The following is a 16375-nucleotide window of genomic DNA, read 5'->3' as shown; positions in this document are numbered from 1 at the left end:
CAAAGCCAGTGATACTGAGGAGCCAAAAATGTCTGACGTTTATATCGGTTTTATGGATGAAGAAGTTCGTCCAATTCTTAAGGAATTGTTTAACAAAGGTTGGAATGTTTTAGTAATAGAAAGAGAGGATATTAATCCTCAAGGTCGTCTGTTTGAAAGCCCGATTTCGGTATACGGCATGCCGGTAATGTGGAAAGGATGGGTAGGTATTCCAGATGGTTCAACTGAGCTTGTTACAAAGCACAACACAATAAACAATAAAACTCTCAACGCTAAACGTCAGGCATGGCTAGATGTATTCCAGCAATGTGTTTTTATGAACTTTCTTAAGGTGTATCAAAAACTACCAACCCGCATATTAGAAGAAGAAAAAGGAAAACGCGTAAAACGGAAGTTAGGTTTGCTTCCTTCGGTCTCAATGCTTTATATGGGAAAGGCGTCTGGTCGCGACTCTGGTCTCCCCACAAAAATACTTATTCGTTCACCAGAAATGGGCATGCAACCAGGGTTAATCCGCACTCAACTGCGAGGACTTTTAAAATCCATAAAAAGTGCCAGCAATGCCACTGAGGATAAACTTTCAACTCGCGAGGCAAACAGAATTAACTTGTGGTCATACGGCGCTGGTGGCGCTTTTTGCAATTGGCCACAAGGAGGCCCAAATAAAGTTTGGGACATTAGAGGCAGCTTGTTTGTTGGTGTGGAAAGAGACAAAAGTGCTGAAGAAAATAGGCTAACAGAAACAAAAGGCGCGGTTAGCCTATACACTGGCAGCATTAACTATTGCTCAGACACCACGTCGCAAACACTCTATAAAAGCCCCGCCTATTACTTTGCAGAGCAAGCACGCTCAGACGTTGACGAGGTTTTCGAAACCTCGTCAGAATCAGACTCGCTATTAAAGGCGGAAATTAGCAAATTGAAAAATTACTTTGGCTCATACGTTCAGAAACCTTCTAATTCTACGGGGATCAGTATCACGTCAAATTCTTTCATTGGCGAGTCGACGAAAGACGCAGCACTTAAATATGATTTGGTGGGTGAGGTAAACATGGAAGACTACCATTTGCTAAAACTCGTTTATTCCATGAAAACAAGTCAAACCAAGTTCTTGTGTGCCAGAAGTATAGAAGATAAATACCCAGTTATCGACGAGTCGAGGATTATACGTATTGACGCAGACCCTGCAAAAGTAAGTGCTCTCTCAAACGATGGAGATGGCAAAAATTTCACGAATTTTGGCATTGCTAACCCCGATGAAATAGACGTAAATGCACTAGCACATATCATATGCTGGGGTTTAAAAGGGATGCAATTTGATTCAACTCCAGATGATATAAACTGGAAGAGCGTTGCAGAATTTATTTCTGATAAAGAACTAAAAGTAGACAACTACCTTTTCCCCTACAGTGGTGATGACGTAAGCCCGAAAAAGTACATCAATCCATTTTTACTAGAATCAGCGCAAGATCTGTTTCAGGAAGTCGGTGCATGGATTAAGCAAGTTCAAATAAATGACCAAACTCCAGAAGAGTTCGATGTCTCACTAAATAAAAACCCATTTAATATTAGCGATCTTAATGGGGAAGAGAGCCGTGAGCAATTTGCAGCCCTTGTAACGTCATATATGGACCTAAACCGAGCTTTAATTAGCTATTGTAAAGATGTTAAGTCAACAAACTTAAATGACGACGTTTGCTTAGTTTTCATCACCTCCCTTTACGCCCTTTTATTTAAAGATTTTGACGGTGAAACACCAGTAAACATCTGGGCACGTGGAGGATGGGGCGCTGGTGTTAATGAACCTTTCATAGTTAAAAATGTTAAATACAGCGGCTCTATCGTAGATCGTGCATTGTATAAATCCACAAATTCCACGGTACTAAACTTGAATGCGGAGAAAGCAGTCAACGAGTACTTTGTGAAATAACGATACTGAAAAGGAGATGTCAGCCGTGTCAACCGAGCATTTACCGTTTGATTACATAGAATGTATTAATCTCATAAAGCAGATTTTTCCTGACAAGAAAAATACGCACAAAAGTTTGGTTAGACAACGGCTGATAGATTGGGCAACCCAAGCATTTGAAAAAAGAACCTTTAAAAAAGCCGACACAACTTTAACAGACATGACACAACCATCGCTAACCTTTAAAGATATCCTTCATATTATATCCGAGGAAAACAATCAAAAAAATAAACTTATATTCAAACTAAACAATTACAATAAAGAAGCAAAGGAGATAAACAATAGATTAAAAAATCTCCTAGAATTAGCCACAACTTACTATAAAAACACAAAAAACAACTATGACAATAACGAAATAATAGATTCCACAGATCCCATATATTCAACCAACAATGACAACTTTGATATCAATGCAGATTATACACATAAGAAAGGGATTAATGATTATCTGAGCCAACATACATTCAAATCCACTTTGAGTTCATTCACTTCAGAAATCCAAAACAAAACTCAAGAAAAACAAACACTAAAAACCACCCATGAAAACTCAAGTAACATTTTTTGCACTTCAAATACCGAAAAACAAAACACAAAAAAATCAACACTTGATGACGATGATGATATAGATTTATTGCTACACCAGTTATTCAAAGATTAATTAAAAACATGACAAATTCAAAAAAAAACATGACAAATTCAAAAAAAACAAACAGATTAAAATGCTAAATTAATACTCTCTAATTTATAAGGATTTTGTTGTGGAAACAGTGAAAAAATTCACCCCTATGTTTCCGCAAGTGTTGCCGGGAATTATTAGTAATAATCCTGACATGCGGAAGCTAGCCAATCATGTTATTAAAATAGCGAAAAGCAGTGGAACAGTGTTTTTACATGGTGAAACAGGAACAGGGAAAGAGCTTTTTGCCAAGGCAATACACAAACTAAGTGAAAGACAGGGAAATCTAGTTTCTGTTAATTGCAGCGCCATTCCCGAGAATTTGTTTGAGTCTCTTTTTTTCGGTCATGAAAAAGGAGCTTTTACAGGGGCGGATAAAAAGCAACAAGGCTTTTTTTACCAAGCTAATCACGGCACCTTGTTTCTTGATGAAATTGCAGAACTACCTCTTGCGCACCAAGCGAAGTTGCTTCGCGTGTTAGAAAGTAAGCAGTTTAGTCGTATCGGCAGCGCTGAACTCATGCAATTTACCGGGCGTATTATCAGTGCTTCCCATGTCGACTTAGAAAGAAAAGTTGACGAAAAAGCATTTCGCGAAGACTTGTGGTACCGACTCAATTTATTCGAGATAACAATACCTGCACTTCATCAAAGGCGAGATGATATTCCATTACTGGCCAATTACTTTGCTCAAAGTACTAATAGTATTCACTTTCTCCCTTGCGCACTTAAGCTGCTTCAGTTTTCAGAGTGGCCTGGCAATATCAGGCAGCTGAAAAATATGGTGGAAAAAATATCGATCCTTGCTGAATCCACGACAATATCAGAAAAGACAATTCAACAATTATCGGTCTGCCATGACATAACTGATTGGGCAACAAGGGTCGCGCAGGAAATCATTGATATGCCAATATCCAACAAGTTAAAAACTATTCACGATGCATTGATTGAACAAGCAGTTGAAGTCAGTAACGGCAACAAATCAGAAGCCGCACGTTTATTAGGCGTTCACCGAAAAGTGGTTGAACGTAGGCTTGCTCAAATCATGTCATTGAGGTAGCTCCGATGTCAAAATCTAATAAGCCAGTTTCTTTGGCTAATCAGTCAAAAACAATGCCAGACCCTGTCGCCGATGAAGCGCGACAACAAGTTACATTACTTTGCAAAAATGCTGACAACTTACTCTTGCAGCTAATGCAAGAGCAAAAAGCAAAATTAAACGACATGCTCCAACACTTAAAAAGTAGTCCAGAGTCTCCACGAGCTACAACGTCACAGTCGCCGTCACAAAATACAAACCAGCCTGGAACTACTTCAAAAAATGAATCCTATGTTCCCCCAGAACCCACGGTTCCAATTGATGAAATTACACATCTTCAAAACCAAAATCTAGTGCAACTAGATACGATAATATCTCGTATCAATGCAACAATGAATAGCAATTTACAGCTAGCTCACAATGTTGAAAATAGAATGTATGAGGAGGCAAGCAATGACAAACCCTAGTCGAATATTTGAAACGAAAAAGAATCAATTGGGTGTTTTTGAATGTACCTCTTCTGCAGAATTAAAAGAAAACCAAACTTCTGCCAAGAACGCACATAATGAGACTTTTACTACAGAAAAAAAAGACGGTTCTAATCGATCTTTTAATAATGATTTTATCAGTAAACCCTATATTTTAAACGCTTCTCCCAACCTATGGATTGAACAGGCTAACCGCGTTTTTTATCAAGGCTTAAATGCAAATAAGCACGGCAAACAAAGTACATACTTTTTACAGACCCAAGCACATTTTGATCGTATGTATTCTCATTTATTAGCCAAAATGTCCAATGAGCATTTTGGTGAATAACTCGGTTGCTCTGATCCATGACTATCTCAATAAATAAAATCATTGAAACCAGCAAACAGTTTGAAACTGATCAACTCAAAAATTTCAAACAGTTCGTTGATATCAGTTACCAATTAAAGTCAGCGATCAAAACACAAGCAATCGACGCACAGAAAAACCTGAAAGACTTAGAAAAATGTTTAGCTTCACTCAATCAAGACGTTATCCCAAATGGTAAAAATCCCATGGAGCTACTCGATGCGTTACCTACATACAATGAAGCATTGAAATCAGAACGCATTCTTGAATCAGGTTTTAACAAGCCCCAACAAACAGCACAATACATAGATAAACGACAAAATGAGGTGAAGAGTCTTCTGGAGCAAAAGGGCGCATTAGATGAGTAATAGTCAACCTCCTGAGAATACCGAATCGGCGCAAGAGCTTATTCAGCCTCACCTAAATCAATCTATCGCACTTGCGGTTCAAAGCGCAGCAGACCTTTTAAAAAACATAAATACAATTGAAACTACTGTTATTGGCGTTGCTTCTGCAAGTTGGCTAGCAAACCCCGCCATGTCGGAATATAAAGACATTATAGAAAACGCAACAAAAACAATCGCCTTTGCCGCTGAGAATTTAACAAAGGTAGGTGAATCGGGTGCAAAAGTGCTGGAGGATTTAAAGCCTTAGGTTGAAATAGTGCTATTCACCAACCCGTCATCGGGCTTGGTTAGTGCAGCAGTGGCTAGCTGAACAATCACTATTTAAAAGAGGAAATTCACTTTATGCATTAATCCCCTGCAATAGATTTTGGTTGTATAGAAGTAGCCCATTCACAAGGATGTGATTTCAGTTAGAGGTTTTAAACATATTTACACGAAGAGAACGACTATGACGCATAGTAAGAAAACAAAACAGCAAAATGAACCGCAAAATCCACTTCTTAATAATGGAGAACAACTTATTCAAGAAGCGATGTCAATATACAATTTAGAGAGCTTTTCTCCTGTACAAATGGCTTTCCCTAATGTTATTAGCAATCAACAGGAGAATACACAAGGTGACTTTGCGTTAAATATACAGGAATTGTTCGCTCAACAATCACAACTTTTTAATCCCCCTCCTCCTCCCACCAATATCTATGAACGAGGGTCATTGGGCGCTGAGGAAGATAGTCAGGAGTTACAGGCAATAAGAGCAATGTTTGATGCGACTTAACCTTAGTATTTGTAATAAAGATTAAGGCACCAAAATGAACACGGCTGCTAGTTTTTCAATGCTACCGCAAATTGAAATAGAACAGGCTTTCCATATCTCGCTAAAGATCGTCAGAGAGTTTCGTCTAGATGCACTGCAAAAAGAAAAACCCCGAGTATTTGATGATATCGTTGCGTATACCCTAAATCCAATTGCAACTACCTCACAATTATTTCCATTAACAGATGCTCCCTCCCCTCTCGCAAATTCCATTTATTGGGAGAAATTAATTTTGGTCAATGGGGATACTTGCTCTGAAATTATTATTTATCATGATAAGAGAGAATCATATCTCGCTTACTTGAAAATACTTCCCGCCGATTTTGGCCTATTTTCACCTCTAATTCCCAAGCTAGCCGTACGATTCATAAACAACCTTATTTCAAAAACAATTGCTAAAATCGCCTCTAATGCCAGGTCATTAGGTAATTTACGTATCTCGACTACACTTTATAATCCTAACTTAGCTCCCATTTTTGTTGCACAAGGCTTCAAAGAAGATCGTAAAGGTGCACAAATTGTCGGTTTACCCCTTCCTGCATATTATTACAAGTTACTTGACCATAAAAACAGTTGAAGGAAATCACAGCTTGTACGGTCGAATCCAGCCCGCTTGTATACCACTTCGGTTAATTTAGACCAGTTTAATTAACGATTTCAACCACTCACCTCAAATCCTAAAAATCAAAATATAATATATTTTTCATAACCTTACACACTTCTAAAAATAACTTTTGTCTTTGGCACATATTCTGAAATATCAGTTTTGAATCTTCTCATAGAGATTCAAACAACCTGTAAAAACACTATAAGGAGATCTGATATGTCCGATTCTGTAAATGGTGCAATCGTTGACGCAGTCACCATTGCCAACACAAAAGTACTTGCTGAAGCCCCCGCAATGGCGATGGGAAGCTTGTATCAAACCATAGGCAATTCAGTGGCTATGGCTGCAGCAAACGCCGTTTATGCCCAACAACAAGCCAATGTAGCATATCAAGCAGCAACTACCTTAGGCGTGACAAAACTGTTCTCTGACAATAGTTAATTGATTACCTCATTAACAAATTAAAGGAGTACTAACATGTCGCAACCCACCAACATCAACGGTGCAATCGTTGAATCTATATCTGACACAAATGCTTCAACTACTGCCGTCGCACCTGCGATGGCACTAGGAAGTATGTACCAAACCATAGGAAATTCGGTCGCGATGGCTGCGGCTAATGCTGTGTATGCACAGCAACAAGGTTGGATGACCTCTCAGTCTGCAGGGACTTTAGGGGTAACCAAACTGTTTAGTCAAAATTAAGGCTAAACAAGTACCGCCTGATATTAGGCAAATATTTTAAACAAAATGAATACATTTAGGAGAATTAATCATGGCAAATCCAACTCAACCAGCTCAAGTAAATGGCGCAGTTGTTGATTCAGTCACTATTTCAAATACAAAAGTGCTTGCAGAGGCTCCAGCAATGGCAATGGGCAGTTTGTATCAAACGATAGGTAACTCTGTGGCAATGGCTGCAGCGAATGCGGTCTATGCTCAGCAACAAGCAAATGTTGGTTATCAGTCTGCAAGTACACTAGGTGTGACTAAACTCTTTGAACAAAACAAAGGTTAATTAAAAGAAATCACAACATTTAAATACAGGAGGACAGTATGGCAAATCCAACACAACCTACAGTAGTTAACGGTGCTATTGTTGATGCTGTGACAATTGCAAACACCAAGGTACTTGCTGAAGCCCCAGCTATGGCTATGGGTAGCTTGTATCAGACCATAGGCAACTCTGTCGCTATGGCGGCAGCAAATGCCGTTTATGCACAACAACAGGCGAATGTCAGTTACCAGGCAGCAACAACCTTGGGTGTCACCAAATTATTTTCACAAAACAAATAGGCCTTAAGCACGCTGAAGAACATCAATTTGATGTTTTTCAGCGAAATTTAAAGCTTTATATTCATATTAAACAGGATTTGTATTATGCCCGAATCAACACTAAAGAGTTCAGCGGAAATCAACCAAGAAGTACAAGATCAAAGTACAAAGACATTGGAGGTCCTTTCCCTAGGAGGACTTGTTAATGCGCTCACCTTGTCGATGTTAAACAACACCACAAACCAATATTCTTCACAAACTCTGGCTAACTCCGCAATGGTGCAGACTTGTAAGAAAATACTTGGCTCATAGAAAGTCAATAATCAATCTTTTATAGGAGTGAAATCATGGCTTCAAAAACCCAAGATATATCGAATTGCGTAAGTGCACCATTTGATGAAGTTGATAGTACTTCACCAGGAAAATGGTCACTATGCTACAACGGTGCACAAAACTTACTATCCTTATCGGTATCGCTAAGCCCACCGGCTGGGCTTATTGAATCAAGCACACCACTTTCATCGACAATAAATAGCGAGGGCCTGACCAGTATGATCAATTATCTTTATCAGGTTAAAAATCAGATGCAAAAGTCAAAACAAGCTGGAAACAGTGGTAATTAACTGTTTTTAATCATCAATAAGGTGAATTGAGATATGTCAAAAACACAAAATAATGAAAAACAGAATACTGAATTTGAAGGGATTTCAATCGATGATGCTGCACGAACTGCACTAGTGCAATCTGTTGCATTTTCTGCACAGAATGAGGTTGATGCCCTGCGAAATCAGTCGACAATTGAGATGGTAGCCTTAGGCTCAGCTTATGCAAAATGGCTTGAAAATCCAACCATGGCCAGTGAATTTGAGCCTCTAGTAAACAAGGTTTCAATGGTGGACAGATCACTGTTCCATCAATATCCACTGAACAGAAACTATGCGAACTCCGCTGAACCTGAACGTCTAGCGAGACAAATTTTTCGCCAGTATCTTTCATCAAAAAAGTAGCAGCACTATGTATCTCAATAGTCTTGATTAAACCGGAAAGACCCGAGCAACACTTCCGGTTTAATTCTCTTACCTAGATATTGCGCATTCACTATATTTAGTCGTCTTCAATAGGCACTAACCAGCTTGATTCAACAAGAGCTCCCTATTTTCTCAATGCATCCAACATAAACTGCATTGCCTGCGCAGCCTGCATCTCTTTTTTCTCTCGTAATATGGCCTGCGCTAATAGTGCTTTTCCCTGTTGATCAATACCGGTTGTATTTTCCGTCGCTTTTCTAGCGTCTGTAGGGGACATATTTTCCAACCAGCTTTTAGGCTGCCAGTACCAGCCAAAGCGATCATAGCTCAATAGAGGTGAAATAGACTTAGACATGTTTTACAAGAACAACTTGGTAGTTTCTTCTATAACGGTATGCGTTTCTGTCTGAGCGGAATTAGTTCGCTGTTCTGAATTTTCAGTATTAGACAAATTAAAGGATTCCGCAGCAATCCAAGGCACAGGCAATTCCGGAACGAGGTTCACAAACACCATATAGATTGACTGGTGCCAATCTAGTAGTACAGTTATTCTTTTCAACTGTAGAGCTCTAGATTTATATTGTTTTCGATAATCAAACCAACCAAGTGCTTCATCGGGATCCGGACAGGCCATCATTAATTTAGACAAGCCATCATAGGTCAAACTATAGTTACGAGAAAGGGCCTCCAACGATGCCTTCGGTGAGTATTCAGGCATTACCCTAATTTGTTCATAAATGACAAAAAGTTCTTTCATGGCGCAGCTAAATTCGTCAATAAATATAGGGGTAGGTTTGGGGTTTTGATAATCGTTGGATAATGCAAAATGAACAATTTCATCAACCAAGTCGTTCAATGTCAAAAAGTCTAATGTATTGTATTCTATTGCCATTGTAAGTATGCCTTTTATTAAACAGCTTGGTGAGATTCAGTTACTATTCGCCTGTATCCCGCCTTTAGTCCGTTTTGGTTAGGTCAGCAAGAATCAAAGTGATGCATCTCTGGTTCCCACTCCTGCCATCGCTTTTCAATCAGTGCGTCAGGAACACCCTTAAGACAACCAATCCAACTGTAAAAGTTCAGTACTTCCTGATAGACCCACTCACTATGCGTATTCTCGTTGTGCTCACTATTAATCTCTGCTGCCGCATTTAACACATCTGAAAACTGAGACTCCACAATACCAATAACACGTGCCATCTGGGCTTTACCATAACTTTGTAGTACCACTACAGACACTAAAGCACACCACTCAGATAGAGTGGCGATGGCAAATTGATCCCCATTACACTTCTTCAACTTAAGTAAAAATTTAGATGCGCAAAATTTCAAATTGGCTATCCTCTTAAAAAGTCAATTAGACTCAATTATATTCACCTTCTTGCATTGCGAATTGCATGCCATATACTCACTCAATGCGTTCCCTATATAGGAAACCAAATTAAAAATTTAAACCGAATCCAGCTGGATGATTTTTTCCTAAAGGTTGAACATCTACGGTCGCTTTCGACCTTTAATAACGCTTATTTCCGTTCGCTCTCTTTGCGATACTGCTGTGGAGATATATCAAAAGTGCGTTTAAACGTGGTAGCAAAATTGGCTTGATCGTAATAACCTACCGATGCAGAGATTTCACACACAGTAAAATCTGTTGTTAGCAACTTATCTTTTGCAATATTCATTCGCTGTTTTCGCAACCAAGCTCCTACCCCCATCCCCGTTTCGTCTTTAAATGCTCTAGCCAAACGATCTCTATTGGTATTCATTGCTTTGGCAATTTTTTTTTGATTTAAATCCTGATCAATATTATTTAAAAGGTATTCACAGGTATTTTCTACCAACACACGCTGCCTGCTTTGTTTGTGCTCAAATGCATTACTACTCTGTTTAGATGATTCAGATAATAAAGTAAGAGATGTCAATATGTTATGTAGAATTTCAATGAGGGTTTTGGTGGACTGGTGTAACCGATTGCCCACTATTTGAAATGTTGCTGAGCAAACATTAACAATAAGACATGGATAATTTTGATTTTCTGTAAGCCTTTTAGCAAAAATAAACCCTTTTTCGCAATCAACAACAACGCCAGTAATTGTTTTTTTTGATAAACAGCAGAAAAATTACTATTCAATTGAAAAAAACTACAACTAAAGCGATCTTCTAACTGCTTCCAGACTTCATCTATTTCTTGACTGCCATTGGAAATAAAAAGCAAATGATAATTTGGTAAAGCCATAACACTCTCCTTAGCGTAAATAACAATATAATTCCATTGATTAATTCTTTTAAAGCATAGATAACTTTTTCAACCATTTTCAACTTTAACCAAAAATATATTAAGAGATTGATTTATATCAAATTAAATAAAAGAATAAGTTAAATATTGACCTCGTAATTTAAACTTATGACTTAGAGTCAATAAAAAAGAAAATATAGTAGGTTGGTCGGTAGAATTAATGTGTGTGATAATTGACCCAATTTACTTGTCATGGAGTTATCTATCTGAGGGAAGAGTGCCTTCTCCCATTTGGGGTTAAACTTCAGAGACGTCGCAATAGCGGCATCGTTACCTGTACAGCAACTAATTCAAACATTTCGTTGTTGAATTTTTGCAACAGATTTAGTCACAATAATCCCTGCCAAATTAGTGATTACTCATTAGTAATACGCTCAGTCAATTTATTGCAATACCATGAATAAAGATACTGACACTTAGTCCAGAATAGTTGCCTTCTAAAACAGTTTAATTGATTCTTTACAAGAAATAGACGTAATCATCGGCTAACAACTAAAACTAAATGTCATCGAGAAGCGCATATGGTTTTGGAAACTTTAAAAAATACAGAATAGGAGTGATGTCCAATTTATGGGTTAGAACCCGAAATATGGACGCTTAGAAATGGGGATAGCTGAAAGCAAGAGATAAGTTGGTCGGTGTGAGAGGATTTGAACCTCCGACCCCTGACACCCCATGAAACCCGCCAGAGATCCTACTTTCATTATTAAAATCAAGCAGTTAAACCCAGATAACGCCCAATTTCACTAATGTTCAAAACGATATTACCGAACATTAAAAACATTTTAATATCAATAGTTTACAAATTTGAATTACTGTATAATGGGGCAGCTATTTACGAGATATAGCCATAGTTTTTACTTGAATACTTAAAGAAATTAGCTAAGTCAAAAAGTCCCCTTCGTATTTAAAAACAAATAAATCAGATACTTTTAAATCGACTTTCTCGGTTTATGAAATATAAAAGTTTAAGGCCATAAAAATAGCTGTTTTTTCTTGCTTTAAAAAAGCGTTTATCGTGCTTTAATAGTGGAGTGCTTGAAGCATTATTTAGAGCTTTAACATTGGCAGGGTATGTCAAATAAGCTCTCAATGTTTGAGTGCTTTATTGTGACCCCTGCTTTGCAACAGCTTGGCAAAGAAATTACAAAATTATAATCAGACGAGATAAGGAGAACGCGCAACTACGAAGACATTGCGCTCGTCATAACAAGAGAGTCAGTTATGACAAAAATAAAAACAAACGCTGATGAGCGTAGAACTCATCGAATAGCAACGTACCTTTCTGATACGGAATATCAGTTACTCAAGCAAAAATTTGAACAATCCGACTTCGATAACTTTAGCCAATATCATCGAGAGTTATTACTAGACGCAACGAGCAACAAGAGTTTCGCTTTTACTATTCCAGCGGTCAATGAAGATATTTGCAAGTCTCTAACGAGAACTGTGCACGCATTGAGCCGATTTATCGCTCAACTTGAAATGTTTCAACTGATTTATCAGAAATCAAGTAATGCAGATATCCAAGGGAAGATTGATAGCACACTAAATGAAGTCAGAAGAATTGCCGGGCTTTGCTACACGATTGTAGGCTGGTATCGACAAAACAACCGAGATGAAAAAGCGATTATCATAGATATTGCATCTTTAACACTTACTAGCACTGAATTGTATCAATTAGCTGATGACGTTCGGGATGCGGAGGCAAGGTTATGATAATTGAAATCCTTCAGCAAACAAAAAACATGTCACGCGGACGCATATGCTACGTTATAGACTACGTTTTTGATGTTGCCCCTAATGGATATAAATTGAGCCGCAAAGACCATGATGAAGTCACGTTCATTGGAGCAAGTGACTCATTGTGTTGTGCTGATCCGCAACATCCATTTGAACATAGAGATCATCACAATAATGCAAAACGGCTTGACCTATCAGAAATCAAATACGCATTTGAGCAATTGGAAGAAAAAAACAAGCGTGTAAGGCACCCATTCAAGCACATAGTCATATCCCTCAGAGAGGGGGAAGTGCTATCACCAAGTGTGTGGAACGAACTGGTTCACGACTATGTAAGCGCACTGGGATATTCAGATAATCACTGGATTGCCCTCTCTCACGAAAACACTTCGAATCAGCACATACACCTGATCTTATCTTGCATTGAAAACACAGCTCCGCATCTCAAAACTAAGGACGGAAATGACTATGCTAAATCAGCCAAAATAAGACACGAACTCGAAATTAAATATAACTTGGAGCAAGACAATAATCCCTTTATTTCCAACATACCCGGTAACAAAGTGAATAACAGTCCAATTAAAACAAAAATTCAAACAATTCGTGGTGAAATCGACAAGATAACCGTGAACAAAAAAGCTCTGAAATTAACACAATTCATAGATGAGCTAGCCGAAGTAGGCATTGGTTGCTTAGCAAGACTCGATGGGCTAAATGTTGAAGGGTTGAGTTTTAGTCTTGGTGCAGAATATTATAGTGGAGCATCTCTAGGGCAAGGATACAGCTGGCGAGAACTGAATCAAAGATGTCTTAAATTCACGGCTACTGAAGATTTAGACGACCTGCTTTATTCTATTGATAGGGAGCAGTTCATAAGTCTGCTTGTAAATCAAGCTTATAGCAGCGATTCAATTGACAGTGAATCTGGTCTTTACAACCACCATTACTTGATTGAGCCTGACGAAGATACTGAAGACTTCTCAGAGTCCTCAAGACATGTTAGTTATAGTTTGTTCAAAATTTTTACTCCAATAGATTCCGCCGTTGTTTCTTTTAAAAATGCTGCTCAAAGAAAGCTTTATCAATTGCGTAAACTCAGAAGTTCACTGTATGACGCATACGATTTTATGTACTCATATGGAACGAGAAAGCTTCATTCACTTAAAGATTATACTGCCCGCTGCACAACTAAACTAAAGTACCTTTTTGAACGACACGCAAGTCAAAACCCGGTGAGGAGAATACTCGCTAACCCTGACAACCGAAATTGTTTAGAACGTACAAGGTTATTGATTGTACCTGCGGCGCAAATTGACCAAGGAGAGCCGAGTACAAGAGAATTTGCGTTAGAAACCGATATAGAAACTTCCTCTTGTGATCATAAGGAGTTGAATAATTTAGACAACCCGCCCGGCGTTATTGTAATGGGAGACTACAATAACCCGGTCGAAACAGAATCAGTTAGTGAGCAATCGCCAAACGACAATATCAAGTCAGACAAAGAGCACTTCCCATATACCAAATCTAGAAGTTCAGATTCTGAATTTACTTTCTAACAAAACTCAATGTGAAATCATTTACCGCGAGCCAAATGAGGCTCGCATAGTTCCTACATGCCCTATTAGGAAACTCCCAAGGCTTTATATACCGCATCAACAGGATCGCTGTAAAAGCTTACCTGAAATTTCGTAAAAGTTTCAGCAGGGACACTGGGTATGTCACTAGCAGATGCCATCGGCAAAAGCACTTTGGTTGCACCAGCTTCTAAAGCAATTTGCATACTTGAAGCCAGATCTTGAACAGGATTAACGACACCGCCCAATGTAATGCTACCCAGCACTACCATAGATTCTTGAATGGGCTTGTTCAGCAAAATCGAGCAGCTAGCTACGAGTGAAGCCAAGCTGGCGCTATGACTATTGCCGCTGTTCTGCAAATCAACAAAATGTAAATGGAACTCATGATCAGAGTATTTCGAATTGGCAGCAATACGGTTGAGATTACCCTTAAAGTATTCAAAGCCGACACGTACCTGCTCTTTGGCTGTAGAATCAGAACCAAAGCCCGACGTAGAATGCTTACCATTACCAGCCGTCATTTGTGTTTCTAGCCTAAATACACCAAGCTTCCCAAGTGCTCCGTCACTAACAAAATGTACAACACCGGGTTTAGGCACCCCGGCAGGTATAAGGTTCGCTCCGCCTTGCTCTGGCACGTTGACGAATAATTCTTCGTGGGTTTCGTTATCGATGTAACTAAAGTTCACATCGAAGAACTCCATACCACCAATTTTTTTCAGCTGTTCTTTAACCCGGCGACGACATTCTAAGGCATAAGTTAAACATTCTCTCACGGCCTCTTTGTCGTACTCAGCGTGAGGATACAGTAACTTCAATAATCCTGATGTGGTTCGACGGACCCCTATTACATCTCGCTGATTAAGGTTATTCCCTAACTTGAAGTATTTATCAATTGCGTCTGAAAAGGTCGTCTTACGCATTTCGCGCATGTATTCAGCCAAGTAGTCGGTTATAAGTCCAAAACGGTCTGTGAAGAACTCTGGGCGCATTTTAGGTATTTCCCATCCGGGAATATAGGCATGAAAACGATCAAAATACGCAGAATCAATCATTTCAGGCGGGAATGGTGCTAGCAAATGGCTAGTTTTGACCAAGGTTTCAACGCTGTGATCGATATTACCGACAAATACCATCGAGGCTTTCGCTTCAATCGAGTCCCGACCTCGTGAAAATGATCCAGATGCCATGTAATCCTTCATGATCTGAATACCATCTTTGTCTTTGAATCGAATTCCTGCCACTTCATCAAAAGCGACAACATCCCACATACCGACTAAACCAATTTGACGAGAAGACATGTTGTAAAACAGATTAGCTACCGTAGTTTGCCCGCCAGACACTAACAATGAATTTGGAGAGCACTCTTTATATACATGGGATTTTCCCGTTCCACGGGGGCCGAGTTCACAAACATTATAATTATTCTCCACGAACGGGATCATTCGTGCGATCAAATGCCACTTTGTACGCTGCTCTATGTTGGCAGGCTCCATGCCCACCGAACGAAGCAGTACATTGATCCACTGTTCAGTCGTGAAATTACAGCGAGCACTATAAACCTCGACCATGTTCATAGAAGGCATTTGAATAGGCTTTAAATTCAAGATACTAAAGGGTGATACTTTTTGACCTTCTTCATAGAAGTAACTCACCGTAATAATGCACCAAATGCCGCCTGTCAGGAGCTTCTCGTTCTCTTTAACAATTTTATTAGGTACTACAGCATCTTTAATACCAATGTTAGATAAGCTTGCTTCGTAGACGTCTTTCTTCTGGTTTAGCTTTACCGTGACTTTATCAATAACCTTATGCGTACCTTTTTCTCGAATGAGAGACTTGGCTTTCTCAGCCTCATCTGGTCGCACGTAATTCTCAGTCAGGATTTTCTTTACGTTCTTGAGGCCTTCCTGAATAAGATCATCTTCTGCGGCAGAGCAGTACATACCCAGTAAATACTCAAGCACGTATACCGGAACATTTGCCCCTTCTTTGAGTTGCTTAGTAAGATCTTTACGAACAACACGGCCTTTAAACTCAGTAATGAGCAATTCATCTAAATCTTCGCTACGGATGTTATTCATTTCATTCTTATTATCAGTCATTTATC

At 38.9% G+C, this 16375-nt stretch carries 24 protein-coding genes; 18 read left to right on the top strand and 6 right to left on the bottom strand.

Annotated features, from left to right (window positions below):
- Positions 1-28 precede the first annotated feature (28 nt).
- The 16 genes from ACMCM8_RS05720 (at position 29) to ACMCM8_RS05645 (ending at position 8628) form a co-directional block, all read left to right on the top strand.
- The gene (locus ACMCM8_RS05720; protein WP_412726342.1) at positions 29-1930 is read left to right on the top strand and encodes a hypothetical protein; all 1902 of its coding nucleotides are present in this window, start codon (positions 29-31) and stop codon (positions 1928-1930) included.
- 25 nt (positions 1931-1955) lie between these two features.
- The gene (locus ACMCM8_RS05715; protein ID WP_412726340.1) at positions 1956-2627 is read left to right on the top strand and encodes a hypothetical protein; all 672 of its coding nucleotides are present in this window, start codon (positions 1956-1958) and stop codon (positions 2625-2627) included.
- A 100-nt stretch (positions 2628-2727) separates the two neighbouring features.
- Positions 2728-3705: a sigma 54-interacting transcriptional regulator gene (locus ACMCM8_RS05710; protein ID WP_412726338.1), complete on the top strand. Its 978-nt coding sequence runs from the start codon at positions 2728-2730 to the stop codon at positions 3703-3705.
- 5 nt (positions 3706-3710) lie between these two features.
- Positions 3711-4151, top strand: a complete 441-nt coding sequence (locus tag ACMCM8_RS05705) for a hypothetical protein (RefSeq protein WP_412726336.1) — start codon at positions 3711-3713, stop codon at positions 4149-4151.
- Complete coding sequence (locus tag ACMCM8_RS05700) at positions 4138-4500, top strand: hypothetical protein (protein WP_412726334.1); 363 nt, start codon at positions 4138-4140, stop codon at positions 4498-4500. Before ACMCM8_RS05705 ends, ACMCM8_RS05700 begins: the two co-directional genes overlap by 14 nt.
- Before the next feature lie 17 nt (positions 4501-4517).
- A complete protein-coding gene (locus ACMCM8_RS05695; RefSeq protein WP_412726332.1) occupies positions 4518-4886 on the top strand; it encodes a hypothetical protein in 369 nt (122 codons plus the stop codon).
- Entirely contained in the window at positions 4879-5172 is a 294-nt protein-coding gene (locus tag ACMCM8_RS05690; protein WP_412726330.1) for a hypothetical protein, read from the top strand. Before ACMCM8_RS05695 ends, ACMCM8_RS05690 begins: the two co-directional genes overlap by 8 nt.
- A 201-nt stretch (positions 5173-5373) precedes the next feature.
- Complete coding sequence (locus tag ACMCM8_RS05685) at positions 5374-5700, top strand: hypothetical protein (RefSeq protein ID WP_412726328.1); 327 nt, start codon at positions 5374-5376, stop codon at positions 5698-5700.
- A gap of 34 nt (positions 5701-5734) precedes the next feature.
- The gene (locus tag ACMCM8_RS05680) at positions 5735-6316 is read left to right on the top strand and encodes a hypothetical protein (protein WP_412726326.1); all 582 of its coding nucleotides are present in this window, start codon (positions 5735-5737) and stop codon (positions 6314-6316) included.
- Between the two features lie 246 nt (positions 6317-6562).
- The gene (locus ACMCM8_RS05675) at positions 6563-6787 is read left to right on the top strand and encodes a RebB family R body protein (protein WP_412726324.1); all 225 of its coding nucleotides are present in this window, start codon (positions 6563-6565) and stop codon (positions 6785-6787) included.
- 36 nt (positions 6788-6823) lie between these two features.
- Positions 6824-7051, top strand: coding sequence for a RebB family R body protein (locus tag ACMCM8_RS05670; protein ID WP_412726322.1), 228 nt, complete (start codon positions 6824-6826; stop codon positions 7049-7051).
- 70 nt (positions 7052-7121) lie between these two features.
- Positions 7122-7364, top strand: coding sequence for a RebB family R body protein (locus ACMCM8_RS05665; RefSeq protein ID WP_412726320.1), 243 nt, complete (start codon positions 7122-7124; stop codon positions 7362-7364).
- A 38-nt stretch (positions 7365-7402) separates the two neighbouring features.
- Positions 7403-7642 (top strand): RebB family R body protein, encoded by a 240-nt coding sequence (locus tag ACMCM8_RS05660; protein ID WP_412726318.1) that lies wholly within the window; start codon positions 7403-7405, stop codon positions 7640-7642.
- 84 nt (positions 7643-7726) lie between these two features.
- The gene (locus tag ACMCM8_RS05655; RefSeq protein ID WP_412726316.1) at positions 7727-7933 is read left to right on the top strand and encodes a hypothetical protein; all 207 of its coding nucleotides are present in this window, start codon (positions 7727-7729) and stop codon (positions 7931-7933) included.
- A 35-nt stretch (positions 7934-7968) separates the two neighbouring features.
- Positions 7969-8244: a hypothetical protein gene (locus tag ACMCM8_RS05650; RefSeq protein ID WP_412726314.1), complete on the top strand. Its 276-nt coding sequence runs from the start codon at positions 7969-7971 to the stop codon at positions 8242-8244.
- Positions 8245-8277: 33 nt separating this feature from the next.
- Positions 8278-8628: a hypothetical protein gene (locus tag ACMCM8_RS05645; RefSeq protein WP_412726312.1), complete on the top strand. Its 351-nt coding sequence runs from the start codon at positions 8278-8280 to the stop codon at positions 8626-8628.
- A gap of 145 nt (positions 8629-8773) precedes the next feature.
- On the opposite strand, the gene ACMCM8_RS05640 is transcribed toward ACMCM8_RS05645, so the two are convergent.
- The 5 genes from ACMCM8_RS05640 to ACMCM8_RS05620 all read right to left on the bottom strand — a co-directional run bounded on the left by ACMCM8_RS05640 (position 8774) and on the right by ACMCM8_RS05620 (position 10885).
- Positions 8774-9004, bottom strand: coding sequence for a hypothetical protein (locus ACMCM8_RS05640; RefSeq protein WP_412726310.1), 231 nt, complete (start codon positions 9002-9004; stop codon positions 8774-8776).
- Positions 9005-9007: 3 nt separating this feature from the next.
- Entirely contained in the window at positions 9008-9541 is a 534-nt protein-coding gene (locus ACMCM8_RS05635) for a hypothetical protein (protein ID WP_412726308.1), read from the bottom strand.
- A gap of 83 nt (positions 9542-9624) precedes the next feature.
- Positions 9625-9981, bottom strand: a complete 357-nt coding sequence (locus ACMCM8_RS05630) for a hypothetical protein (protein ID WP_412726306.1) — start codon at positions 9979-9981, stop codon at positions 9625-9627.
- Positions 9982-10172: 191 nt separating this feature from the next.
- The gene (locus tag ACMCM8_RS05625; RefSeq protein ID WP_412726304.1) at positions 10173-10493 is read right to left on the bottom strand and encodes a helix-turn-helix domain-containing protein; all 321 of its coding nucleotides are present in this window, start codon (positions 10491-10493) and stop codon (positions 10173-10175) included.
- Positions 10494-10627: 134 nt separating this feature from the next.
- Positions 10628-10885: a hypothetical protein gene (locus ACMCM8_RS05620; RefSeq protein ID WP_412726302.1), complete on the bottom strand. Its 258-nt coding sequence runs from the start codon at positions 10883-10885 to the stop codon at positions 10628-10630.
- A 1284-nt stretch (positions 10886-12169) separates the two neighbouring features.
- Here ACMCM8_RS05620 and ACMCM8_RS05615 point away from each other — a divergent pair.
- Together ACMCM8_RS05615 and ACMCM8_RS05610 are read left to right on the top strand one after the other, a co-directional pair.
- Entirely contained in the window at positions 12170-12664 is a 495-nt protein-coding gene (locus ACMCM8_RS05615) for a hypothetical protein (RefSeq protein WP_412726300.1), read from the top strand.
- The gene (locus ACMCM8_RS05610) at positions 12661-14244 is read left to right on the top strand and encodes a relaxase/mobilization nuclease domain-containing protein (protein WP_412726298.1); all 1584 of its coding nucleotides are present in this window, start codon (positions 12661-12663) and stop codon (positions 14242-14244) included. The genes ACMCM8_RS05615 and ACMCM8_RS05610 overlap by 4 nt, the downstream gene beginning before the upstream one ends.
- A gap of 65 nt (positions 14245-14309) precedes the next feature.
- Here ACMCM8_RS05610 and brxL read toward each other — a convergent pair whose 3' ends face one another.
- The gene (brxL, locus tag ACMCM8_RS05605; RefSeq protein ID WP_412726296.1) at positions 14310-16370 is read right to left on the bottom strand and encodes a protease Lon-related BREX system protein BrxL; all 2061 of its coding nucleotides are present in this window, start codon (positions 16368-16370) and stop codon (positions 14310-14312) included.
- Positions 16371-16375 lie beyond the last annotated feature (5 nt).

This window comes from Alteromonas sp. D210916BOD_24 (assembly GCF_047159385.1).
GTDB lineage: Bacteria > Pseudomonadota > Gammaproteobacteria > Enterobacterales > Alteromonadaceae > Alteromonas.
Note: the sequence above shows the minus strand (reverse complement) of the source record. Positions and strands in the feature narration are given on the sequence as shown.

Bases quoted from the DNA above. Each gene is read 5' to 3' on its own strand.
- ACMCM8_RS05610 (WP_412726298.1), top strand. From the start codon at position 12,661: ATGATAATTGAAATCCTTCAGCAAACAAAAAACATGTCACGCGGACGC.
- ACMCM8_RS05720 (WP_412726342.1), top strand. From the start codon at position 29: ATGTCTGACGTTTATATCGGTTTTATGGATGAAGAAGTTCGTCCAATT.
- ACMCM8_RS05635 (WP_412726308.1), bottom strand. From the start codon at position 9,541: ATGGCAATAGAATACAATACATTAGACTTTTTGACATTGAACGACTTG.
- brxL (WP_412726296.1), bottom strand. From the start codon at position 16,370: ATGACTGATAATAAGAATGAAATGAATAACATCCGTAGCGAAGATTTA.
- ACMCM8_RS05700 (WP_412726334.1), top strand. From the start codon at position 4,138: ATGACAAACCCTAGTCGAATATTTGAAACGAAAAAGAATCAATTGGGT.
- ACMCM8_RS05645 (WP_412726312.1), top strand. From the start codon at position 8,278: ATGTCAAAAACACAAAATAATGAAAAACAGAATACTGAATTTGAAGGG.
- ACMCM8_RS05670 (WP_412726322.1), top strand. From the start codon at position 6,824: ATGTCGCAACCCACCAACATCAACGGTGCAATCGTTGAATCTATATCT.
- ACMCM8_RS05690 (WP_412726330.1), top strand. From the start codon at position 4,879: ATGAGTAATAGTCAACCTCCTGAGAATACCGAATCGGCGCAAGAGCTT.
- ACMCM8_RS05650 (WP_412726314.1), top strand. From the start codon at position 7,969: ATGGCTTCAAAAACCCAAGATATATCGAATTGCGTAAGTGCACCATTT.
- ACMCM8_RS05660 (WP_412726318.1), top strand. From the start codon at position 7,403: ATGGCAAATCCAACACAACCTACAGTAGTTAACGGTGCTATTGTTGAT.
- ACMCM8_RS05655 (WP_412726316.1), top strand. From the start codon at position 7,727: ATGCCCGAATCAACACTAAAGAGTTCAGCGGAAATCAACCAAGAAGTA.
- ACMCM8_RS05705 (WP_412726336.1), top strand. From the start codon at position 3,711: ATGTCAAAATCTAATAAGCCAGTTTCTTTGGCTAATCAGTCAAAAACA.
- ACMCM8_RS05665 (WP_412726320.1), top strand. From the start codon at position 7,122: ATGGCAAATCCAACTCAACCAGCTCAAGTAAATGGCGCAGTTGTTGAT.
- ACMCM8_RS05685 (WP_412726328.1), top strand. From the start codon at position 5,374: ATGACGCATAGTAAGAAAACAAAACAGCAAAATGAACCGCAAAATCCA.
- ACMCM8_RS05695 (WP_412726332.1), top strand. From the start codon at position 4,518: ATGACTATCTCAATAAATAAAATCATTGAAACCAGCAAACAGTTTGAA.
- ACMCM8_RS05675 (WP_412726324.1), top strand. From the start codon at position 6,563: ATGTCCGATTCTGTAAATGGTGCAATCGTTGACGCAGTCACCATTGCC.
- ACMCM8_RS05620 (WP_412726302.1), bottom strand. From the start codon at position 10,885: ATGGCTTTACCAAATTATCATTTGCTTTTTATTTCCAATGGCAGTCAA.
- ACMCM8_RS05615 (WP_412726300.1), top strand. From the start codon at position 12,170: ATGACAAAAATAAAAACAAACGCTGATGAGCGTAGAACTCATCGAATA.
- ACMCM8_RS05640 (WP_412726310.1), bottom strand. From the start codon at position 9,004: ATGTCTAAGTCTATTTCACCTCTATTGAGCTATGATCGCTTTGGCTGG.
- ACMCM8_RS05680 (WP_412726326.1), top strand. From the start codon at position 5,735: ATGAACACGGCTGCTAGTTTTTCAATGCTACCGCAAATTGAAATAGAA.